Annotated in this window: 19 protein-coding genes; 15 read left to right on the forward strand and 4 right to left on the reverse strand. The window is 39.1% G+C overall.

Annotated elements, in window-relative coordinates; genetic code table 11:
- The first annotated feature begins 67 nt into the window (after window positions 1-67).
- The 5 genes from PHY84_RS01695 (at window position 68) to PHY84_RS01715 (ending at window position 4,466) form a co-directional block, all read left to right on the forward strand.
- On the forward strand, window positions 68-283 hold the full coding sequence (locus tag PHY84_RS01695) for a CopG family transcriptional regulator (protein WP_299857073.1): 216 nt from the start codon (window positions 68-70) through the stop codon (window positions 281-283).
- Window positions 273-527 carry a type II toxin-antitoxin system RelE/ParE family toxin gene (locus tag PHY84_RS01700; RefSeq protein ID WP_299857075.1) on the forward strand — a complete coding sequence of 85 codons (255 nt, stop codon included), beginning with the start codon at window positions 273-275 and terminating at the stop codon, window positions 525-527. Before PHY84_RS01695 ends, PHY84_RS01700 begins: the two co-directional genes overlap by 11 nt.
- A gap of 127 nt (window positions 528-654) precedes the next feature.
- Entirely contained in the window at window positions 655-1,467 is an 813-nt protein-coding gene (locus PHY84_RS01705) for an SDR family oxidoreductase (RefSeq protein ID WP_299857077.1), read from the forward strand.
- A gap of 3 nt (window positions 1,468-1,470) precedes the next feature.
- Complete coding sequence (locus tag PHY84_RS01710; protein WP_299857079.1) at window positions 1,471-2,658, forward strand: cytochrome c peroxidase; 1,188 nt, start codon at window positions 1,471-1,473, stop codon at window positions 2,656-2,658.
- A complete protein-coding gene (locus PHY84_RS01715; protein WP_299857081.1) occupies window positions 2,655-4,466 on the forward strand; it encodes a multiheme c-type cytochrome in 1,812 nt (603 codons plus the stop codon). Before PHY84_RS01710 ends, PHY84_RS01715 begins: the two co-directional genes overlap by 4 nt.
- A 300-nt stretch (window positions 4,467-4,766) precedes the next feature.
- On the opposite strand, the gene PHY84_RS01720 is transcribed toward PHY84_RS01715, so the two are convergent.
- From PHY84_RS01720 to PHY84_RS01735, 4 genes are all read right to left on the reverse strand, one after another.
- Window positions 4,767-5,378, reverse strand: a complete 612-nt coding sequence (locus tag PHY84_RS01720) for a TRIC cation channel family protein (RefSeq protein WP_299857083.1) — start codon at window positions 5,376-5,378, stop codon at window positions 4,767-4,769.
- Complete coding sequence (locus tag PHY84_RS01725; RefSeq protein ID WP_299857086.1) at window positions 5,379-5,906, reverse strand: gamma carbonic anhydrase family protein; 528 nt, start codon at window positions 5,904-5,906, stop codon at window positions 5,379-5,381.
- Window positions 5,896-8,007, reverse strand: coding sequence for an RNA degradosome polyphosphate kinase (locus PHY84_RS01730; protein ID WP_299857088.1), 2,112 nt, complete (start codon window positions 8,005-8,007; stop codon window positions 5,896-5,898). The genes PHY84_RS01725 and PHY84_RS01730 overlap by 11 nt, the downstream gene beginning before the upstream one ends.
- 66 nt (window positions 8,008-8,073) lie before the next feature.
- Window positions 8,074-9,312, reverse strand: coding sequence for an apolipoprotein N-acyltransferase (locus PHY84_RS01735; RefSeq protein ID WP_299857090.1), 1,239 nt, complete (start codon window positions 9,310-9,312; stop codon window positions 8,074-8,076).
- Between the two features lie 102 nt (window positions 9,313-9,414).
- Here PHY84_RS01735 and yajC point away from each other — a divergent pair, with 102 nt between their 5' ends.
- The 10 genes from yajC (at window position 9,415) to PHY84_RS01785 (ending at window position 23,941) form a co-directional block, all read left to right on the forward strand.
- Window positions 9,415-9,681: a preprotein translocase subunit YajC gene (yajC, locus tag PHY84_RS01740; protein WP_299857092.1), complete on the forward strand. Its 267-nt coding sequence runs from the start codon at window positions 9,415-9,417 to the stop codon at window positions 9,679-9,681.
- A complete protein-coding gene (gene secD / locus PHY84_RS01745) occupies window positions 9,671-11,236 on the forward strand; it encodes a protein translocase subunit SecD (RefSeq protein WP_299857094.1) in 1,566 nt (521 codons plus the stop codon). Before yajC ends, secD begins: the two co-directional genes overlap by 11 nt.
- 2 nt (window positions 11,237-11,238) lie before the next feature.
- Window positions 11,239-12,210: a protein translocase subunit SecF gene (gene secF, locus PHY84_RS01750; protein WP_299857096.1), complete on the forward strand. Its 972-nt coding sequence runs from the start codon at window positions 11,239-11,241 to the stop codon at window positions 12,208-12,210.
- Between the two features lie 102 nt (window positions 12,211-12,312).
- Entirely contained in the window at window positions 12,313-12,651 is a 339-nt protein-coding gene (locus tag PHY84_RS01755) for a DUF6394 family protein (RefSeq protein ID WP_299857098.1), read from the forward strand.
- A gap of 9 nt (window positions 12,652-12,660) precedes the next feature.
- Window positions 12,661-15,111: a leucine--tRNA ligase gene (gene leuS, locus PHY84_RS01760; RefSeq protein WP_299857100.1), complete on the forward strand. Its 2,451-nt coding sequence runs from the start codon at window positions 12,661-12,663 to the stop codon at window positions 15,109-15,111.
- A gap of 1 nt (window position 15,112) precedes the next feature.
- Window positions 15,113-15,637, forward strand: a complete 525-nt coding sequence (lptE, locus tag PHY84_RS01765; RefSeq protein ID WP_299857102.1) for an LPS assembly lipoprotein LptE — start codon at window positions 15,113-15,115, stop codon at window positions 15,635-15,637.
- A gap of 9 nt (window positions 15,638-15,646) precedes the next feature.
- Window positions 15,647-17,191, forward strand: coding sequence for a GGDEF domain-containing protein (locus PHY84_RS01770; RefSeq protein WP_299857104.1), 1,545 nt, complete (start codon window positions 15,647-15,649; stop codon window positions 17,189-17,191).
- A complete protein-coding gene (locus PHY84_RS01775) occupies window positions 17,188-18,345 on the forward strand; it encodes a bifunctional folylpolyglutamate synthase/dihydrofolate synthase (protein ID WP_299857106.1) in 1,158 nt (385 codons plus the stop codon). The genes PHY84_RS01770 and PHY84_RS01775 overlap by 4 nt, the downstream gene beginning before the upstream one ends.
- Window positions 18,323-21,289, forward strand: coding sequence for a DEAD/DEAH box helicase (locus PHY84_RS01780; protein WP_299857108.1), 2,967 nt, complete (start codon window positions 18,323-18,325; stop codon window positions 21,287-21,289). Before PHY84_RS01775 ends, PHY84_RS01780 begins: the two co-directional genes overlap by 23 nt.
- Before the next feature lie 192 nt (window positions 21,290-21,481).
- Window positions 21,482-23,941 carry an N-6 DNA methylase gene (locus PHY84_RS01785; protein ID WP_299857110.1) on the forward strand — a complete coding sequence of 820 codons (2,460 nt, stop codon included), beginning with the start codon at window positions 21,482-21,484 and terminating at the stop codon, window positions 23,939-23,941.
- Window positions 23,942-23,948 lie beyond the last annotated feature (7 nt).

A 23,948-nucleotide genomic window follows, 5' to 3' on the forward strand; every position in this document is an offset into this window, starting at 1 on the left:
GACCGAGTGCCAGACACCATTTCTAAAAAGTATGGTAAAATATGGTAAATATTTAAAGGCTGATAAAATGACTAAAAAAATAACTATAACGCTTGAAGAAAGTTTAGTCGAAGAACTTGCAACTATCGCAATGGATAGCGGGAAGAAAAAAGCTCAAATTATCAGAGAAGCACTACAGGACTATTTTGATATTCAAGCAGTTACAAAAACACTCCAAGAGTATAAAATGGGTACCTTAAAAACTGTTTCTCATCAAGATGTAAGAGCAACTCTTGGCTTATAACATAGAGTATGACCCAAAAGCCCTCAAGCAACTCCAAAAGATGGATAAAAGTATAGCTTCAAAAGTACTTGATGGCATAGAAGAGTTCGCATCAAACCCCGTACTCACAAAAATTAAAAAGTTAAAAACTCCTTTTGATGGGGCGTATAGGCTTAGAATCGGAGACTATAGAGTTGTGTTTTATCAAGAGAATGATTTTATGTTAATATCTAAAATTGCTCATAGAAAAGAAGTTTATATATAGGCAGATAGAAGACCCTTGCATTAAAAATCCTTCTACTGCTAAAATAAAATTCTTTTCTTGCTAAAAAGCTCTTGATTGTAGCGATTTTTTTTCATACAATTTAATTATCAAATCATAGGAGTTTTTTATGTCAAAAGTAGTTTTTATTACCGGTGCAACATCAGGTATGGGAGAGCTTAGTGCTAAGTTTTTATCCGATAACGGTTACATAGTTTATGCAGGTTCAAGAGATGCAACCGTTGCAGAGGGAAGCTCAAATCTAAAACATATATACATAGATGTTACAAATACACAGAGCATAAAAGATGCGGTCGCAAAGATCATAAAAAACGAAGGCAAGATAGATGTTCTTGTAAACAATGCAGGTTTTGGGCTTTTAGCAACTCTTGAAGAGGGAAGTGATGAAGAGATATTTAAGCAGTTTGATGTAAATGTTTTCGGGCTTATAAAAACCTCAAGAGAAGTTCTGCCGTATATGAGAGAAGCTAAGAGCGGTGTCATCATAAACATCAGCTCGTTTTTAGGGAAGATGGGTCTTCCGCTACTATCACACTATAATGCTTCAAAGTATGCGGTTGAGGGTATAACGGATTCGCTTCGCTTTGAAACTCTGCCTTTTGGCATAAGAGTTCACTCCATAGAATCAGGGTTGTTTGGAACAAACTTTGTCAAAAAAGGTCTTATTGCAAATGCAAAAACTACGAGTGAAACTTCGCCTTACAAAGATTTGGTAGCTCATTTTGTGCCGATAGTCGCAAAAGCTATAAACGAAGGTCCGACCCCTCAGCCGATTGCAGATGCTATAAAAATGATAATAGAAGATGAGAATGCACCTATTGCAGTACCTGTAGGTGTTGAAGCTACGACATTTGTACCGATGAGAAAAAGCCTAAGCGATGAAGAGTTTGAGCAAAAAATCAAAGAGACTTTTGGGTTATAATAGATGAAAAAGCTCCTCTCTTACGCTCTGCTTATCGCCATTGTTATTGTAAGTATGATGGCTACTATTGCTTATTTTACACCTCCAAAAAAAGTTCCGAACTATAGCGATGCAGAGTTAAGGGAGTTGGCTATAAACAAGGGGCATAAAGCGATGCCCTCCTCCTTGGATGAACTTATATCCCTTGTGGATGATGCCTCCAACCCGATGACGCAAGAGAAGATAACGCTTGGAGAAGAGCTTTTCTTCGATACAAATCTCTCAAAGAGCGGCAAAACAAGTTGCGCAACATGCCACTCTTTTGACAGAGACCTTAAAAATAGCGGCGCACTGCTAAAAATGCTCACGCAAAAAGAGCCAAAAACCAATGATTGCGCCGCATGTCATTTGAGAGATCAAAGCGGGGTCGATAGATTTACCTTTTCTCAGGGCGATAGAGACACCATGCACCCACATCTTCTCAACACGCAAACCATTTTAAACACAGCTTTCGCAAAACATTTTACATGGAGCGGCGAAGTTAAAAGCATAAGAGAGCAGAGCGCAAACTCACTTTTGGCACATCACAAACTCAACATGACCAAAGAAGATATCAACTCCACTCTTGCCAAAAATCCAAAATATAAAAAATTGTTTGCAGAGGCTTTTGAAGACGGCATAACATTTGACAATACCGCAAAAGCGATTGAAGTCTATGTAAAAACGCTTGTTACAAGAGGAGCGTATGACAAATTTTTGGATGGAGACGACACTGCCATGAGCCAGCGTGCAAAGAGAGGGTTGGCAAACTTCATCAACCACGGATGCAAAGGGTGTCATGCAGGCAGAGCATTTGGGGGCGAGAGCGTCCAGAGATTTCCTCTAAGAGAGTTTGCGCAGCTCTATGATGTAAAGCCAAATTTTGAAGTTATTCCTACTCCAAAAAGGCTTGATAGCGAATTTCCTTTTGAAAATAACGGAGGATATCTCGGCAAAGGAGACGCTCATCTTTTCAGGGTGCCTATACTCAGAAATGTCACAAAAACATCTCCATATTTTCACAACGGCGCAGTACCAAAGATAAGAGAAGCGGTTGATATCATGGGAAGACACCAGCTCGGTCGCCATCTAACACTTGAGCAGATTGATGAGATTGTTGCATTTTTAAAAACATTAGAAGGCGATATAGTTGACTACAGGGAAACAAAATGAGAAGATTTTTAGTAAAATTTTTTATACTTTTGATGTTTATCTCAGGCATGGCTCAGTTCAAACTCTTTGACATTTCATGGGAGATTTTTAGAGTTGTGCAGCCGCTGCACATAGCCTTCTCGCTTCTTGTCATGCTCTTTTTTATGAACTCTTTTATCTATAAACATATCCGCAGATACTATTTTGTAAAAAAAACAAACAGTATGGATGGCTGGATGCTTTTAATCTCTTTTGTTCTTGTCACTCTTAGCGGAGTGTATCTGCTGCTCGTGGGCAATCGTGGCGGAGATGCCTTGGGAGCAGTCTTATTTAACATCCACCTCTTTGGTTCGTTTGTTTTGATGCTCTTTTTCCTATGGCATATAACAGCGCCTATGAAGCAAAGCAGAGAGCCGTTGGCACTTCTGGCAGCTATTCTTCTCTTCTACCCGACTATCTCACAAAGCAAGATAACAAACCTCTCCAACCTTGAGATAACCAAAAATGGTACAAAAAGCTATCACAGCGAGGATTGGACAAGTTCTGCAAAATGCAAATCATGCCATAGCGAGATATTTGAGCAGTGGAGCAACTCTAACCACAAGCACATAGCAGGCTCAAACCCTTACTATATGGTTATGGAGACACTAGCAGGTGAGGTTGAGGGAGAGAAGTTTAGGGAGTGGTGTATGAGCTGCCATAACCCAAGCGCACTCTCGGTTGGGTTTGGCAAAAGCACCCATGCTATGGATGGTAACTTTGTAAGTAATGAACATTTTGAAAAAGGGGCAAAAACGCTTCTGAAAGATTTTAAAGAACATGGAAATTTTAGACTCGAAGAGGGTGTTTCTTGTATAACCTGTCATCAGATAAGCGATGCGACTTCAAAGGGAAATGCTTCATATAAACTATTGCTTGATAGAAAAAAATATGCTTTTGAAGATAGCAAATTTACCATGCCGCATCTATTTAGCGAAAAACTTATAAATGCAAACCCGAGTGTTCATAAAGAGAGCTACTCAAAAGAGTTGTATAAAGATAGCAAATATTGTGCATCTTGTCATGACGAGTCACATCCAAAAAACGGTATAAAGATAGTTTCGACTTATGAAGAGTGGGAAAAATCGCCTTTTAATAATCCAAATGACAAAACAAAGCATAAAAGTTGTATAGACTGCCATATGACAAATCTAAGTGAGGGTAAATTTGCACCACTAAAGGGAACTTCAACAGACGGCGGAACTCTGAAAAAAGATGTGAAAGTTCACTATTTTGCAGGTTCAAACCACTTTTTGGCAGGACTTAGAGATAAAAAAAATGAAGAGCAGACCGTTCAACTGCTAAAGAGTTCCGCCCAGCTTGATGTGGCTATAAAAGGTAAAAATTTAGAGGTAGGCGTAAAAAATATCGGTGCAGGGCATCATCTACCAACCGGTGTAGCCGACTTTAGAGAGCTATGGCTTGATGTTGAAGTAAAAGATAAAGATGGCAAACTCATTGTCTCAAGCGGCAAACTAAAGAGTGATGGAAATATAGAAGATAAAAGCAGGCTTTTTCAAAAGGTTTTCGGCGATGAAAATGGCAAGCCTGTCGGACTTCTTTTTTGGAAGTATAAAACGCTTCTAAGCGATACAAGAATCCCATCAGGAGAGAGAAGAGTAGAGAGCTTTGAACTACCAAAAGATGCTATCTACCCTCTAAAAGTAAGCGTAAAGCTAAATTTTAGGATATATCCGCAATGGGTAAGTGATAAAGTGAGAAAAGTATTTCCAATCCTTCCAAACCCAAGTATTATAGAGCTTCAAAGGTTAGAAAAAGAGTTGAAATGAAAATTTTATGGATACTGATTTTTAGCAGCTCTCTCATTTTTGGTGAACATATAAGACGGCTAGAGTTTTTAGAGGTGCCCTTAAGTAAAATGGTATTTATGTTATCGGTTTGAAAAACTCAGTTATTTCTACATCAAAAAGCTTTGAGAGTTTAAAAAGATGTAGCAAGTTAAAGTATTTCCGCGGATGTGCAAAGTCTGTTACTTGTAAAAGTCAAGACGACTCTGAGCTAAGAGTTTGTGTACTAGAAGATTGTATAAGGGCACTAGGCTCTGCTACAGATGAAGGTAGATATTAACTCTATCCAAGTCGTGGTAAATGCCACTCTTTTTTATACGCTACAAGTCTTAAAATTATGCTAAAGAGTGCTATGGCGACTATGCTAAGCTCGTTTATAGCTCCAAAAATATTAAGAACTCCAAGTGAGAGTGCGGCTATAATCGCTATTGAGCCGTAAAAATCACTAATTAAAACGGCGGGTACTTGATTTATCATTATATCTCTAGCAACGCCTCCTCCTACCGCTGTTATAAAGCTAAGAATGATAATGCCAAAAAAGTTATAGTCGGCATTGATAGCCATAAGTGCGCCCGTGATGCTAAATGCGACAAGCCCTATGGTGTCGCTTACTACAAATATCCATCCTCGCTCGATAGAGTCTTTTTTGTAGAGTCTGAGGGCAAAAATCAAAAAGATGGTAAGTGTTAGCGTGAGGGCCGGATGCAGAGCGGTAAATGAAAAGGGCGGAGTGCTTAGGATAGCATCTCGTACGATACCGCCACCTAAGGCGGTAAGCGTAGAGGCTATCAAAATGCCTAAAATATCAAGCTTGTTTTTGATGGCAACCAAAAAACCGCTTATCGTAAAAGCGGTTATACCTATGATTTCGGCGAAGATAAAGTACTCAGGCATCTAGTTTTGGTAGTGGGATTTGAACTCTACGTAGCGTGAAGCGGAAGCATACAGTTCTTTGACCTCTTCATCGGTGAGTTCTCTCATAACCTTTGCAGGGCTGCCCATGATAAGCGAACGAGGCGGAAAGACTTTGTTTTTGGTTACAAGCGCACCTGCCCCCACAATTGACTCTTTTCCTATTACAGCACCGTCAAGTATAGTCGCACTCATACCGATTAGACACGCGTCTTCGATTGTGCATCCATGAAGCATAACACGGTGACCGATGGTTACGTCACTGCCGATGATAGTCGGATGTCCGTCGCTTCTGTCTGCTTTTTTGTGGTGTGTGACATGTACCATGCTCAAATCTTGTATGCTAACTCTGTCACCGATTGAGATGTAGTGAACATCGCCTCGCACAACAGTTCCAAACCAGATGGAGCAATCCTTGCCGCATGTGACATCGCCTATGACATCGGCAGACGGTGCTATCCATGTATTTTTGCCGATTTTTGGCTCCATATTTTTAAAACTATACAGCACTGTTGTTCTCCTCGCTAAATATATTTGACATAATCTGCTCAACCGTGCCCATGCTCTCTTTGGCAGAGGCTTTAGAGACTTTGTTTACATAGTCTTCCAAGAGCAGATGGTTGTTGATGGTTCTGGTGTCATCATGTTTTACTTTGATGTAGGAGCCGTCGCTTTGGAGTTCGTGTGCCAAAGAGTTGTCTGCACATTGGAGTTTGAGGATTTGCACTATCTTTGCTTTTGCTTTTGGGTCTTTGATAGTGGTAAGAAGCTCTATGCGTCTTGTCAAGTTTCTTGGCATCCAATCCGCACTTGAGATGTAAACCCCTGCTTCATCATTTTTAAAGTAAAAAGCTCTTGCGTGTTCTAGGTATTTTCCAAGAATGGAGATAACTCTTATGTTCTCGCTTACTCCCTCGATTCCCGGTTTGAGGCAGCAGATACCGCGTACTATAAGGTCTATCTTGACTCCCGCCTGACTTGCTTTGTAGAGCGCACGGATAACATCTTCATCCACAAGAGAGTTGAGTTTTGCGATGATGCGTCCATCGCTCTTTTTGCGTGCTTCGTTTTGTATAAGCGATAAAATCTTTGGTTTTATCTGTGATGGAGACATATAGAGTTCGTTGAGTTTGCCCTTTTTGCTAAAACCTGTCAAAAAGTGGAAAAATCTGGTCATATCATTTGTTATCTCGTCTTTTGAAGTGAGGTAGCTCATATCGGTATAGACCTTGGAAGTAGAAGGGTTGTAGTTGCCTGTTCCAAGGTGTGCATACTGTTTGAGTTTGCCATTTTTCTTTTTTGTAATCAAGGTTGCTTTTGCATGGACTTTAAAGCCTTTGATACCGTAGATAACATGCGCACCCGCCTTTTCAAGTGCTTTTGCCCAGATAAGGTTGTTCTCTTCGTCAAATCTAGCTTTTAGCTCAACCATAACCGTGACTTGGATGCCGGCTTCACTTGCTCCCATAAGCGCTTTTACGATTGGCGAATCTTTGCCTGAGCGGTATAGTGTCATCTTAATTGAGACGACATCAGGGTCTTTTGCGGCGGTTTGTATAAGCATAACAACCGGATCAAAACTCTCATAAGGATGAAAGAGCAGAATATCTTGCTTCTCTAGCGTAGCAAAGATATTTTCACTATGATCAAGAGGCGGTAATGTTTTTGTTTTAAAAGGCTCCAAAAGAAGATGCGCAAAACGTTTATTTGAGACAATTTGCCAAAGGCTTGAGAGATTTAAAAATGTGTGAAAACGGAAGATATCATCCTTATAAACATTGGTATGGCGGTTAAAAAAGTTGACTATCTCCTCATCCCCGTCACTTCCGACTTCAAGGCGCACCATCGCTCCTTTGCGTCTTAGTTTTAGCCCTTCTTCCAAAATCTCCAAAAAGTCATCTGCTTCTTCCTCTTCTATCTCGATATCTGCATTTCTTGTTACTCTAAAAGATGCAAATTTTATAAGAGAATATCCGGGGAAAAGGTCTTCTACGTGCTCTGCAACAATGCTCTCAATGGGAACATAGATGTCATTTTCAAGCTCTACAAATCTCTCCAAAACACGAGGAATACGGATAATTCCAAATCTTTCCACGGATGCATTATCGCTATCTCTTAGTTTAACTATAAGTCCAAAACTAAGGTTGTTGAGGTGTGGAAAAGGGTGTGTCGCGTCCACGGCGATGGGGATGATAACCGGATAGATGTTTTCATTGAAGTATCTGTTTAGGTAGTGCTTTTGACCCTGAGAGAGTTCATGGTAATCTTTTACCTTTATCCCCTCGTGTTCGAGTTTTTTGAGAATGCCAACCAAGCAGTGCTCCGCTACCTGCTGCTCTTGATGCAGATACTCTCTTATCTCTCGAAGCTGTTGCAGAGGCGTAAGTTTATCTGCACTTGAAACTACGATACCCGCGGCAAAAAGTTTTTTGAGTCCTGCGATTCTTATCATATAAAATTCATCTAAGTTTGTTCCGTAAATCGCTAAAAACTTTAGTCTCTCCAAAAGCGGAAGAGACTCATCAAGAGCCTGTTTTAGAACCCTTGTGTTGAACTGCAGCCATGAGGTCTCACGGTTGTTGTAAAGGTCTGGATTTTTGAGATTGAGCATAAAAACTCCGAATAATTATTTTTGCTTATTATAGCAAACAATGGTTACTGTATAGGCACGGCGGTGTCATTTCACAACCCCACTCCCCTTCCAGTTTGCGGCATGATAGACCGTTGTGCCGTTTTTTCTGGCATAAAAACGAATTAGGAGTTTTTGCAATGTAGGTTCTATGGATGGGTAGAACCATGCGTTGTTGCTTGTGGCTAGGACATACTGAGCGCCGTCTTCGTAAATCTCTTTGCAGGTTGCTTCATAACAGATGGCGTTGCGGAACTTTACGCCTTTGATGATGAAATCTGTCGGTTTGTCTGCTGTTTTAAAGTCCGATGCGCCGCCAAAAAAGAACTCATTGACAAAGCCTTTTGCAAAGGAGGGAAGCGGAATATACTCTCCAAATGGAACTAAAATCATCTTTTTTGCTATCTGGTATTCACCATTCTCAAACATATAAGTAACGTTGTAATGCTGCTCATCCTCTCTTAAAAGTGTGCCTGCAACGATGGAGATTTCATGCGAAAGTTCTTGGAGTTTTACTAAAACCGTGGGTGCTTTGTTCATATAAAATGGAAATACGGACTCCGGTAAAACAACTATGTCGTAGCCCTCGTCAATCGCCTTGTTAATTTCTCCAAAAATGAGTTGCAGCGTAGGTTGCAGGCTCTCTTGCTGCCATTTCTTCTCCTGTTTTATATCTGTGGCTATAAGCTTTATCTTAAGCGGCGCATCTTTTTGCAGAGGCGGAGTGAAACTGAGCGTTAAAAAAAGAAGCGCGAGCGGCGCGTAACGGTAGGATTTTGGGGTATAGGCAACTAAAGAGAGTGAGAGAAGCAATAGTGCAAAATCAAGCTTTTGGATGCCAATGTAGCTATCTACAAACAAAATCTCCGGTTGCAGCCAGTTAAAATCCATCGGCTCAAAAAATGAGAGACCAAAGAGCAAAACGGCACGAAGCCAAATATGTTTTGTAAGTGCCAAGACACCAAAAAAAAGCATATAAATGACGGCAAAGCCAAATGTTACAAGAGGCGTGAGATAGCCTACGCCGTTGTACTCAAAACTATAACCTATCCAGTAAAACCATAGAAGCCCTATGAAAAATCCGGCAACCAAAACAGCTCTTTTTGGGATGTACAAAAGAAGTGCTATGGCTAAGAGTCCAAAAAGTGTGTTGAGAAATTTGAGTGTGATACCAAAATTTTCAAGATAAAGAAATGCGCTAAAAAGAAGTGCCGTAGTGATGCCAATCGCCAAATCAAAAGGCTTACCGTCTCTTTTTTCTCTCAATTTGTTTAGCTTTTCAATCATCTCATTGCTCTTTTTTTTGGTCAAATTATATCACTCTTCAGTCTTTTGTTACTCTATTTTTTGTATAATCGCCGCATTTTAAATTTAAGGAAACCCAGATTCATGGAAATATTAGGTCAATTATTACCGTTTGTATTTTTAATTGCAATTATGTACTTTGTGATTATCCGCCCGCAGCAAAAAGAAGCAAAAACACGTCAAGAGATGATTATGGCACTTAAAAAAGGCGACAGAGTGATTACGGCAGGCGGGTTAATCGTTGTTGTTTATAAAGTTGAAGAGCAGTTCTTAAGCGTAAAAATCAATGAAGAAGTAGTTGTAAAGATAACAAAAGATTCTGTTATCAGAAAGTACGAGGATGAAGTTTAATTACCGCATAGTCGTCTTTGCCGCAGCGATTTTTTTTGGTCTCTTCTTTTCTGCTCCCTCACTTCTTCAAACGCAGGATGGCAAAAAGATAGCGCTCGGTCTTGACCTTCAAGGTGGACTTCATATGCTCCTTGGTGTCAAAACCGAGGAAGCCGTCAAATCACGTATCAAATCCATTGCCGCAAGTATCAAATACTTTACCGAGAAAAAAGATATTCTTGTTGACGGGCTATCGTTTGATGAAAATGGCATTTCATTTACGCTTTTAGATAAAGACGATGTAAAAACGCTTAAGTCTTTTTTGCATGAGATACAAGGTGCCGTAGTTGTTGTTGTGGGAGAAAATATCTCCTTGTCCCTTACAAATGAAGAGATAGCAAGAACCAAAGAACAGGCGATTTCTCAAGCAATTGAGACCATCCGTAACAGACTTGACCAATTTGGTTTGGCTGAGCCTATCGTGGCACGTCAGGGAGAAGAGAAGATTCTTGTGCAGCTTGCGGGTATAAAAACTGCTGAAGATGAACAAAGAGCAAGAGAACTTATCTCACGTGCTGCAAAGCTTGAGCTTATGGCTGTGGATGAAGATCGAGCGGCACGTGTTGGCAATATGAGTGCGAGTGATGCCGCTGCTTACGGTGATGTGATACTAGAAGATGTCGCAAACCCAAGCATTAAGCACCTTGTACGTGAGATTCCAGTTCTTGATGGCGGGATGCTGACCGATGCAAGTGTCGGTTTTGACCAAAACAACCGCCCTCTTATCACCTTTAAGCTTAACGCTGAGGGTGCGCAGATATTTGGCGACTTTACAGCAAAGAGCGTAGGCAAACGTTTGGCTGTCGTGCTTGATGGCAAAGTCTATTCTGCTCCTGTTATCAATGAGCGTATCGGCGGCGGAAGCGGACAAATCTCCGGAAACTACACTGTTTTAGAGGCGAAAGATTTGGCGATTGCACTTCGTTCAGGTTCTCTTATGGCACCTATCTACGTTATGGAAAAGCGCTCTGTCGGTCCTAGCTTGGGGGCCGATAGTATCAAGGCAAGTATGATTGCGCTTTTGGGCGGTTTTGGACTTGTCGTTGTTTTTATGGTTGTTTACTACAGAGCGGCAGGAGTTATAGCAAACATAGCTCTTTTTGCAAATATCTTGCTGATTATCGCGGTTATGAGTCTCTTTGGTGCTACGCTCACACTTCCGGGTATGGCGGGGATTGTTCTTACTATAGGTATGGCGGTGGATGCGAATGTTATCATCTCTGAGCGAATCCGTGAGCTATTGCGTCATGGCGTCTCAATGCATAAAGCCATAGAAGATGGGTACTCAAATGCAATGCGTGCGATTTTGGATGCAAACATTACCACGCTTATCGCTGCCGTTGTGCTTTATGCTTATGGTACGGGAGCTATCAAAGGATTTGCCATCACTATCAGTATCGGGATTTTAGCTTCCATGCTTACGGCGATTTTGGGAACACACGGGATTTACCAGATGCTTGAAGAGAAGATGAAAAAGAGCAAAAATAACCTTTTATGGTTTGGGATAAAGGGGTAATTATGGAGTTTTTTATACACACTAAAACATTTGGATTTATGGGCAAATCAAAGCCGGCAATGTTTTTTTCCATCGCCCTTATCTTAGCCTCTTTCATCGCTTTGGCAACAAAAGGGCTTAACTACGGTGTTGACTTTGCGGGCGGGACGATTATTCAGGTCAAATACGCTTCCGCAGCTCCGATTGATGATATGCGTGAAAAACTTAAAAGTAATGAGATTTTTGATGGTGCGAGCATTACGGAGTTTGGCTCTGCCGATGAGGTGGTTATCCGTATGAGAACTGCAACGAGTGATGTTGTGGTGGATGTGGGAGATGTTACAAGAGAGGCGCTAAAGGGTACGGGCGATTTTGAAGTACGCCGTGTCGATATTGTCGGTCCAAAGGTTGGGAGTGAACTCAAAGAAAAAGGGATAATGTCTCTTGTTTTGGCAATTGCAGGGATTTTGATATATGTTGCATTTCGTTTTGAGTGGAGATTTGCTCTTGCTTCTGTTTTGGCACTTGTACACGATGTTTCCATAGCGATGGGGGCCATTGCGCTTACACAAATGGAGGTTAACCTCGATGTTTTAGCGGCACTTCTTACCATTCTTGGATATTCACTTAACGATACTATTATCGTTTTTGATCGTATCCGTGAGGGGATTATCGGAGGAAAAGGAGTAGAGTTTAGCGAAATCATTGATGACTCCATCACAAACACACTTTCAAGAACGACACTTACGTCTCTTACAACTCTTTTTGTTGTTTTCACGCTTTTTGTATGGGGCGGTGAGATTATCCATGCGTTTGCATTTACTCTTTTAGTAGGTATCACGATTGGAACATACTCCTCTATTTTTGTCGCTTCTCCTACATTGCTTCTTCTTGGTTTTGATGTGAAACAGTACCATATCAATCTTGCAGAAAAAGCAAAAAGAGAAGCAGAAAAAGAGAAGATGAGAAATCAGTTTGAATCCGGAGTGATGTAGCCACAATACATAACCAATGCAGCGAGTTACACACTGCTCATTGCATTTGGTATTAAGATACTTTTTTGTATAATCTCCGCAATTAATACTTAAGGATTTAATGTGGATTGGGGCAAAGTAGTTTATGTTTTTTTTGCGTTGATGAGTTTAACATCAATTGCGGGGTTCTTGTATGAGCATAGCGCGGCAGCACTCTTTGTCGCGGGCAGCTTAAATCTAGTTTCTACATTTTTAAAAATCGGTGTGAGAAATCTTCTCTCTGCCGAACTTTTGGCATCTTCGCTTGTTGCAGATTTACATCTTATTCCGGCATTTATCTATCTTGAAGTTGTAGGTAATTTAGAGTGGGCTATCGCTTTGGCAATAGGTGCGCTTATAGCAAATCTTTTCTCTGTAGGTCTTATTTATATAGAGAGTTCAAAAAATCGTGATGAGTATTAGGAGTTAGTGTTGGAGTATAGTGCAAAAGAGTTAGAAAAAAAGTGGCAAGAGTATTGGGCGCAAAATAGAAGTTTTGAGCCGAGTGAGGATTTTACAAAAGATAAAAAATATATCCTTAGCATGTTCCCTTTCCCAAGCGGAAGACTTCATATGGGGCATGTCAGAAACTACACCATAAGCGATGCGTTTGCCAGATACTACCGCCAACAGGGTTTCAATGTCTTACATCCTATCGGCTTTGACAGTTTTGGTATGCCTGCTGAAAATGCGGCTATCAAAAACGGCTCACACCCAAAAACTTGGACTTACAGTAACATAGATTATATGAAAGGCGAGTTTAAATCACTCGGTTTTTCATTTTCAAAAGAACGAGAGCTTGCAACAAGTGATGAACTTTATACGAAGTTTGAGCAGGGCTTTATCATCGATATGTATGAAAAAGGGCTGCTTTACCGTAAAAAAGGTTTTTTAAACTGGTGCCCAAGCTGTCACACCGTTTTGGCAAATGAGCAGGTTATTGAGGGGAGCTGTTGGAGATGTGACAGCCAAGTAGTCAAAAAAGACATGAATCAGTACTACTTCAAAATCACGCACTATGCGGATGAACTTTTGGCAGATCTTAAAAAACTAGAGGGCGGCTGGCCAAAACAGGTTCTTACAATGCAGGAGAACTGGATAGGCAAATCTTACGGTTTGGAGTTTAAGTTCACTTTTGATGCTGCTTCAAAAGAGAGACTAAGCGGCAGCTTTGAGGGTTTTGAAGTATTTACTACACGTCCCGACACCATTTACGGCGTGAGTTATGCGGCACTTGCTCCTGAACATGAAATAGTCTCCTATATGATTCAAAACTCTCTTTTGGATGACAACACAAGAGAACAGATAGAGTCTATGAAAAATGCCTCTTCCATTGATAGACAAAAAGAGAAGAGCGGTGTATCTTTGGGACTAAGCGTAGTGCATCCTTTGACAAAAAAGAGTGTTCCCGTATGGGTTGCGAATTTTGTTCTTATGGATTACGGAAGCGGTGCGGTTATGGCTGTTCCTGCACATGATGATAGAGATTTTGAGTTTGCAAAAAAGTACGATTTGCCAATTCATGCGGTTATCAAACCATTCGGCGGTGAGGCTGATACTTCAAAAGCGTTTACTGAAGTCGGAGAGCTTTTTGCTTCAGAGCAGTTTGACGGGCTTAACTCCAAAGAGGCGCAGGCTAAAATCATAGAGCATTTTGAAGCTCAAAGCATCGGTACAAAAAAGACAAACTTCAAGCTAAAAGACTGGGGTGTGAGTCGTCAGAGATATTGGGGTGCGCCTCTGCCGTTTGTGCATTGTGAGGATTGCGGCTTGGTTATGGAGAAAAAAGAGAACCTGCCTATCGCACTTCCTGAAGATATCGTTATTACTGGAGAGGGAAATCCGCTTGACAAGCATCCGACTTGGAAGCATTGCAAATGTCCATCTTGCGGCAAGGATGCTGTTCGCGAAACAGATACGATGGATACATTTGTCGAGTCTAGCTGGTACTTTTTGAGATTTTGTGCTTCGAGCCAAAATTGGGAAAAAGAGGCGTTCTCGGCAGAGCAGATTAGATACTGGATGAGCGTGGATCATTACATCGGTGGCATAGAACACGCAATACTTCATCTTTTATATGCAAGATTTTTTACAAAAGTGTTTCGTGATTTGGGCTATGTAGATTTTGATGAGCCGTTTGCGAGACTTCTTACTCAAGGAATGGTGCTCAAAGACGGTGCAAAGATGAGCAAATCAAAAGGCAATACCGTTGACCCTGATGCTATAATCGAGAAATACGGTGCAGATACAGCCAGACTTTTCATCCTTTTTGCAGCACCGCCTACGCAAGAGTTGGAGTGGAACGATAGTGCCGTAGAGGGAGCATTTAGATTTATCAAGAGATTTTACGAGAGAAGCGCAAATGTGCTAAAGTCGGATACGATTCCTCAAATTGATCATACATCACTTACAAAAGATGAAAAATTTGCCAGGAAAAAAGTGTATGAAGCTCTAGTACGCGCTCAAGATGTTTATAACGAAAAATACACTTTTAATACTATGATAGCAGGCGTTATGGAGGCGATGAACGCTCTTAATGCACAAAATAGCAGCGCTGTTTGGAGTGAAGCATACTGGATACTCACGTCAATTATGGAGCCGGTTATCCCACATACATGCTCTGAGATAAGCAGTCGTTGCTTCTCTCTTAAAAATCTTGCTTCCCAAAGAGTGCTGGAAGAGGTTTTTGTGCAAGAGAGCATAACTTTAGGCGTTTCTATAAACGGTAAAGCAAGAGCGGAGATAGAAGTTTCTCCTGATTCTACAAACGACGTGATAATAGCAATGGCAAAAGAGAGTACGGCAAAATGGCTTGAGGGAAAAACTATAGTCAAAGAGATAGTTGTTCCTAAAAAACTGGTCAATCTCGTTATTAAGGATTAAAGTGAAACGATATTTCAATCTTAAAACAAGTGCGTTTTTTTTGAGTCTGCTCTTTTTTGCAAGCGGGTGCGGTTATGCACCGAATGCAAAATTTTCTCGTGATGTAATGGGAGAGAAGATTAGCACAAGCGTTGTTGTATCGGCAGAAGATCCGCAAAATACGGTTGTGATAAAAGATGCAGTTGACAAGGCGGTGATTGAGGTTTTTCAGGCATCATTAACAACAAAAGAGGCTTCAGATTCACACCTTGTTATTAAGATGGGCAAACCAACCTATACTCCAGTCGTTTATGACGAGAACGGTTATGTAACAGGGTATAGAATGAGCGTTGTGCTGCACATAGAGAGAGATTCAAAGGGAGTTTCAAAAAAATATCAAACACGAGGGTTTCATGACTTTTCTGTTGCTCCAAATGCGATTGTTACGGATCAGGATAGATTTAACGCTATCGGTTTTGCCGCTCAAAGAGCAATTAGAGCTTTTGTCGCACAGGTTTCTGCCGAGGGAGCAAGAGCTAAAAAGTAGGGAGTTTGTATGAATATCCAAGAGATTATAAAAAAAAGCATCAAGAGACTGGAATTAGAGGGTAAGCTTCTCACTCCGGATTTTTATGCGGAGGCTTTTTGTAAAGAGGCATCAAAGGCAGGTTTTAATGTTGAGGATTGTTCTAAGCTGGAAAAGTTTAAGTCGATGCTCAATAAAGAGTTCCAAGAAGAACTTAAAAAATACCATATAAAAACTATCTCCGAATTTGCCCATTTTCTGATTTCAAGACTTAATAGAACCAATCCGTCGCACTGCTCAAATCTGCTTGAGGCTCAGAGTGTTTTTACGAAGCGTGTGCTTCAGGTTGTAGAAGTTTTGCATAACAAAGAGGCGGCAGAACTTGCAAGAAAAAGTCTTGATTTGCTAAATCGTGAGGCTTTGCCTTTTGAGATTGACCAGTACAGACAGCTGTGGGTCAACTTTATCACAATATATGATGATACTTTTTTGCAAAAATTGAAACTCTTGGGAGATGTAGATACCACAAATCTAAGAAAAACAGTTGAAAATTTAAATCTTGAAAATGGCTCATTTGCATCAACACACTCATTTGAACTCTCTAAGATTGCATCACTGCTTGTTGCTTCATTTGTTCCCTCTATCGCTTCAGATGTGAATGACAAAATAGCCGCTATCAGCCAAAAAATCAAAAAAGAACCATCTTTGCTTGAGAGTTCTACAATTGAAGCGGAGATAAAATCCGCAATTTCTCTTAGAATAGCACTTGATAAGCAGAGTGTCAAAGAGATGATTGAATCAATTGACGGTGTGCTTGATAAACTCTCTATAAGACTTATTGAGATGATTGAGAGTTCTGACAGCTCTACCGTTGAGATACAAAAGATAAAAAAAGAGCTTGAGAGCTATAATGAGCGTGATTACACAAGCTTTTCTCTTGCGCATAAAAAACTCTATACCATAGCAGTAGCGTTGGAAGAAAATACGCAGGCACTGACAAAAGATTTGAAAAAGCATAGCGGTGAAGTGGCGCTTCTTAGCAAGCGTGTCGAGCAGTTGGAGCAAGAGCTTCAAAAAGCTAAAGAGCAGTCCAAAGAGGATTTTTTAACCAAACTTTTTAATAAACGTGCACTTGACGAATCTATGAATATTAAAGAGGCAGAGTTTGTGCGATATGGAAAAAACTTCACAATTGTTTTTTTTGATTTGGATTTTTTTAAGTCTGTAAATGACACTTATGGGCATGATGCCGGCGATGCGGTTCTTTTTGCTTTTGCAAAGATACTTAAAAAAGAGGTAAGAAGTGTAGATGTCGTAGGGCGCTACGGGGGAGAGGAGTTTATAGCCATCCTTGGAGAGACGGATGCAGAGGGCGGTGCTATTTTTGCAAACAAGGTGCGCATCAAGGTTGAAAATGCACGTATGATGTATAAAGAAAATCGTATAGAACTTACCGTGAGTTGTGGCGTAAGCGAGCGCAAAGCTCATTTTTCACTTCAAAATACAGTCAAATCAGCCGATGAAGCACTCTACAAAGCAAAACAAAACGGCAGAAACAGGGTTGAGACTAAGTGAGGTTTCAAGAGTATCTAAACGCCAAACCGCTTTACTATGATGAGATAGACTACTCGCGGATGCCGCGGGTTTATGAGAAGATAAAACACGCTTTAAAAATCCCAAAAATCATCCACATAATCGGTACAAACGGAAAAGGCACGACAGGGCGGTTTTTGGCGACTGCACTTTTTGCAAATAACTATGGCGTGGGACACTACACTTCGCCACATATTTTGGAGTTTAACGAAAGAGTGTGGGTGAATGGAAGTAATGCAAGTAATGAAAGGCTGCAAAATGCCCATGAAGAGCTGCAAAAGCTCTTAAGTAAAGAAGATGCCGATGCACTTAGCTACTTTGAATATACGACACTTCTTGCCATGATAATTTTTAGCGAGTGCGAGTTTGTGGTTATGGAAGCGGGGCTTGGCGGTGAGCATGATGCAACGGCGGTATTTCCTAAGATACTAACTCTTGTAACGCCTATTGCTTATGACCATGAAGCGTTTTTGGGAACGGATATAAAACAAATCGCAACAACAAAGTTAAATGCCATCCAAAACAACGCAATAATCGCAAATCAGCGATTTGAAGAGGTTTATGAGGTTGCCAAAAGTTTAGTCGGTAAAAATATCGCTAGAGTAGATGACTTTTTAGATGACAATGATAAAAAGAATATTTTAGCCATAAGCAAAGAGCTGATTTTAGCTCCATACCTTGCGCAAAATCTCTCTCTTAGCATTGCGGCTTTGAAATTTTTAGGCATGAGTTACAACGCAAGTGACTTTAAAAATGCAAAGCTCTTTGGCAGACTAAGCCATGTCGCTAAAAATGTTCTTGTTGATGTGGGGCACAATACGCTCGCGGCTTCAAGCATAGCAGAGGCGCTCTTTGGAGAGAAGTTTACGCTAATCTACAATAGCTACAGAGATAAAAACTATAAAGAGATTTTGTCTATTTTAAAGCCTATTATTTTGAGTGTAGAGATTATAGAAGTTGCAAATCAGAGAATAGAGGATGTACAAAAAATCCAAAGTGCACTTGATGATTTGAACATAAAACATACTATTTTTAAAGAGATACAAGAGGAGCAAAACTATCTGGTTTTTGGCTCTTTTAGCGTCGTGGAGAAGTTTTTGAAGGAGCATACGGGTGTCGCAAAATATACTATTTGACTATTTTAAAAAGGGTCAAAATCTTGATGTTCTTGTCGTTCAAGACCATAAAGAGGCGTATGAGCTTGAGAGTGTGGCAAAATTTTTCGGGCGTGAAGTTTTAGTTTTTCCCGACTTTCGAGCATCGTTTGGAGATGACCTGAGGGTTTACAAAGAGGAGTTGCATGAGCTTTTTTCATGCCTTAGAAAGTACCACGCTTCAAAGAAAAAGCCTCTTGTTATTTCGCCGCTTAAAACGCTTCTTTTTCATCTTCCAAAAGAGGAACTTTTAAAGAGTACGACTTTAGAGTTTGGCTCAAAGATAGAACTTAAAAAATTTAAAGAGCTTCTTCTTTTTTGGGGATACAGCTTTGTCGATATGGTGGAAGTTGAGGGTGAAGTCTCGTTTCGTGGCGACATTATAGACATATATCCGCCATCAAGCAAAATGCCGCTTCGCATTTCGCTCTTTGATGATGAGATAGAGCAGATAAAATATTTTGAGCTAGAATCGCAACGCACACAGGGCGAAGAGCTGGAGAGCATAGAGATAGCTCCTGCATTTTTTTCTTTGGATGAGGAGGCATTTAACACTCTTGATGCAAGGGTGAAAAAGAGCGATTTTAACTCTCTTGCTTATGATATCGCTTCGCTTGGACTTTGGTATCTGGGTGAAATGGCGGCAAACTTTTTAGAGGGTAAAGGCGCAAAACTTATACGAAATCTGGATGCGCTTTTAGTTGATGCTTATGCGCTTAATAATCCGATGCTTAGTCGTGAGTGCTTTAACTTGGAGATTTTGCCGCAAAACGATGAGTGTAAAGAGTTGGCGGTTACGGATGCTATGGCACTTCTGGGCGTTCATAAAGATAAAAAGATAACCGTTATCGCATCCAATGAAGCAGTTGTAAAACAGGCGAGGATTTACGATACCAAGGGCATCAAAATCATCTATGCTCCATATGTCTTAAATATCATAGACAAAGACGAAGTTGTAATTTCGCTCAATAAAAAAGAAAAAGCAAGACGCAGACGAAAAAGCTCCATTCTTTTGGATGATTTAAAAGTCGGCGATTATGTAGTGCATGAAGATTACGGTGTTGGTATCTTTGAAGGGATTGAAAAGACGGAGATACTCGGCGGCGTGAAAGATTTTATCGTTATAAAATATGTGGGTGACGACAAGATACTGCTTCCCGTTGAAAATATCGACTACATAGACCGCTACATAGCTTCGGGCGGCTCAACCCCGGAGCTAGACAGGCTGGGCAAAGGGAGTTTCGGCAAACTCAAAGAGAGCGTGCGAAAACGCCTTATGGAGATTGCGGGGCAGATTGTAAACACCGCAGCAGCAAGAGAGCTGATAGCCGCACCAAAAATCAGTATAGACGAGGATGAGTTAAGGGCGTTTCAAAAGTTATCGGGTTTTGTTTATACGGATGACCAAATCACCGCCATAGATGAGATAATAGAGCAGATGAGTTCAGGGCATATCATGGATAGATTACTCAGTGGCGATGTCGGTTTTGGCAAAACAGAAGTTGCCATGAATACTATTTACGCGGCATACAAATCAGGCTTTCAGTCAGCTCTCATAGTTCCTACGACGCTTCTCTCCGCACAGCACTACCGCTCTTTGGCGCAGAGGTTCGATGCGCTTGGTATAAGGGTTGCGAAGCTGGACAGATTTGTAAGCGCAAAAGATAAAACAAACATCATAAAAGCTCTTCGTGAGGGAATCTTGGATGCCGTTGTGGGAACTCATGCGCTTTTTGATTTGGATTTTAAAAATCTCGGAGTTGTTATCATAGATGAAGAGCATAAGTTCGGGGTAAAACAAAAAGAGAAGATAAAAGAACTTTATAACAGCGTGCATCTTCTTTCAATGAGCGCAACTCCTATTCCGCGTTCGTTAAATCAAGCTCTAAGCTCCATAAAAACGATGTCCCAGCTGCTTACTCCGCCAAGCGAGAGAGAGGCGGTCAGGACTTTTGTAAAAGAGTATGAAGAAAAACTCATAAAAGAGGTCATTTTGCGCGAGATCCGTCGTGGCGGACAGATATTTTATGTCCACAACTCCATAGATCATATGCCTATAAAGTACGGCGAATTAAAAGCGATACTGCCACATTTAAGAGTCGTTATGCTTCATTCAAAAATCTCTGCAACCGACACCGAAAAAGAGCTTTTAAAGTTTGAAGCGGGCGAATATGATCTTATGCTTGCAACCTCTATCATTGAATCAGGTATCCACATGCCGCGGGTAAACACCATCATAGTTGACGGAGCTGATAGATTTGGTATGGCGGATTTGCATCAGCTTAGAGGAAGAGTGGGGAGGGGAAGCACCGAAGGTTTTGCCTATTTTATAGTGAACAACAAAGAGGAACTAACCGATGAGGCAAAAAAAAGGCTTTTAGCGTTAGAGTCAAACTCCTACCTTGGAAGCGGCTCGGCTTTGGCGTACCATGACTTGGAGATTAGGGGTGGGGGAAACTTAGTCGGTGATGCGCAAAGCGGACATATAAAAAATATCGGTTATTCGCTCTATCTTAGAATGTTGGAAGATGCTATCAAACTTTTGAGCAATAAAATAGAGGATGAAAAAGCAAAAGTCGATATAAAGTTAACGATATCCGCTTATATATCCGATGAGACCGTAAGAGAGGACAGACTTCGCTTGGACATATACAGAAGGCTCTCATCTTGCAAAGAGGTTGTAGAGATATATGAGATACAAGAAGAGGTCATCGATAGATTCGGTGAGCTTGACATGCCTACAAAGCAGTTTTTTGAACTGATGGTTATAAAAATATTAAGCCTTGCAAAAAAGATAAAAATAGTCTCAAATTATGGACAAAATATCACATTTACATATATGAACGATGCAAAAGAGAGTATAAAATCCGACTCAAAAGATGACGACGACATCATAAAAGCGGTGCTTGGGTGGTTGAGGGGATAGAAAATCGGTAGTTTAAGGTTTTTAAAAATATTGCAAATTGTCATATTTTTAAAGTATAAAATTTTATTTTTGTAATATTTCTCTAAATCATATAGAGATATATAATTTAGGTAAACCTTGACCAATTGTAATGTTTATTGGTAATCAAGATGAATTTAGATAGAATCAAGTAATTAAAGATGGGACTTTAATATGACGAAAAATGAAGCGAAAACAGACATAGATTTGTTTAACTATTTAACAAATAATAAAGTATTTTCAAAACTCTGGATTCCAAAAAAAACAAAAAACAAATATGTTCAAGAAGCACTAAGCAAAGCAACCAAGTCGGAGACCGAAGATAACAGGGGGGAGCCTGATTTAATATATTTAAATGAAGATAAGAAACTTCTTATTTTTGTAGAAAACAAAGACAAAATAAAAGATCATAAATCTAAAAAAGGCGATAAACCTAAAGATTTTGCGATTGATGGAATTAAGCATTATTTAAAATTTTTTTTAAAGAATAAACTAAGCCTATTGAGTGAAACAACGCAAAAATATTTGAAAGATTTTAGAATTTTAGGTATTGCATTTTCAGGGGATATTAATGATAATTTAAATCATTTAATTAATACATTTATAATTCAAGATGATAAAATTAAAGATATTTCTATACTTGAATTTTTAAATGAAGAGGATTATATTTCATTATTTGAAAATTTAGATTTAGAACTTATTTCTAACAATATTTCTAAGAGTTCCAGTGAAATAAATAGAATATTACGAAATATAGATTCTCAAAAAAGACCCGTTTTATTAAGTGCTTTGATGATTTGCTTATATGAAAAAAATGATTTTCATAATGATTTTAAATCAAATTATTTACATTGGAACATAAAAAATATAATTAGAAATATTCCTACAACTATAGAAGATATATTATTAAATGAAAATATAGAGATAAATAAGATTAATGTTTTGAAAAACGAGTTGGCATTTATCAACACAGATGCTGATTTAAACGATACCGAAATATTAAAAGAAATTTTAACAGAGTTAGAAAATAATGTAATTCCCCTTTTCAATAAACAAAGCAGTTACGATATTATTGGAAAATTTTATGAAGAATTTTTAAGATACGCCGGCATTGCGAATGTAAAAAAAGGTATAGTACTCACTCCTAACCATATAACGAAATTATTTACTGAATTGATTGATATTAAAACAAATGACATAATTTTTGATGCTTGTTGCGGAACAGGAGCTTTTTTAATTGCCGGAATGAATAAATTGATTGATACAATTCAAAGTTCTAAAATCGCCAATAAACAAGAACGAGTCAGCAATATAAAACAAAACCAACTTTTAGGATTTGAAAAAAGTAATACTATGTATTCATTGGCAATATCAAATATGTTATTTAGGGGAGATGGAAAATCAAAAATTTATAATATTGATTTTTTTTCAAATGAAGCAACTAGAATATTAGATGATGTAAAACCTTCGGTCGGCTTTATAAATCCGCCGTATGGGGGGAAGGACAATAAAACTAATCCAACAAAAAAAGAGATACAATTTTTAGAAAAAATGCTAGATAATGTCAGTAGGTACGGTGTCATTATTGCTCCATTATCTACGTTTTTTAAGGATGAAGCAGAAAGAGATAGAATTCTTTCAAAACATACACTAAAATATGTGGTAAATATGCCTAGTGAGTTATTTCAGCCAAACGCTTCTACTCATACCGCAATTGCTGTTTTTGAGACAAATTTGCCTCATAATGATAAGGAAGTAGTATTTTATGAATTAGAAGATGATGGATTTGTTTTGTCAAAAAGCAAAGGGCGAACAGATGTTTATAGCAAATGGAAAAATAAGAAAAAAGATCTATTTGAAAAGCTAAATAATCCTAATAAATTTAACGATGAAATCCATTTGGTTTATAAAAGTATAAACGCAACAGATGAATGGATCCTGCAAGCACACAAAAAAAATGATTTTTCTATGTTGAATGATAAAGATTTTATTTCAACAATAAAAAAGAATATCATATTCAATGTAAAAAATGAACTAAATTTACTTTTTACGGATATTGATGAATTAAGCTTGATGGAGATTTTTGGCAAAAATAATATTAACAATGATTCAATTATTGAAAGAAAACTTCAATTATTTGAAAATATTAAGTGGCAAGAATTTAAATTAACTGATATCTTTGAAATTTATAAAGGTGAAAGATTAGTTGAAGCAGAAAGAATCGAAGGAGATGTGCCTTTGATAACAGCCTCGGCAATCAACAATGGAATAACAAGCTTTATTGATTATGATAGTTTTCATAGAAAGAAAAAAATTTTTGAAAATCAAATTACAATAGATATGTTCGGAAGCGTTTTTTATCACAATTATGCTTATTTTAGTGATGATAATATACATACTTTATTGTTAAGAGATGAAAATAAAGATAGGTTAAATGATATCAATCAAATCTTTTTGGTAACTATACTTAAACAGATATCATCCAAATATGGATATGGAAGACAAGTTAGGATACAAAGATTGGAAAATGAAGTGATAAAACTTCCTATATTAAAAAAAGATGTTATTTATTGGGATTTTATAGAGGATTATATAAAAACCTTGCCTTATTCTAATAATTTGATAAAAGAGTAACCTAAAA

The organism is Sulfurimonas sp. (genome assembly GCF_028694605.1).
Lineage (GTDB): Bacteria > Campylobacterota > Campylobacteria > Campylobacterales > Sulfurimonadaceae > Sulfurimonas.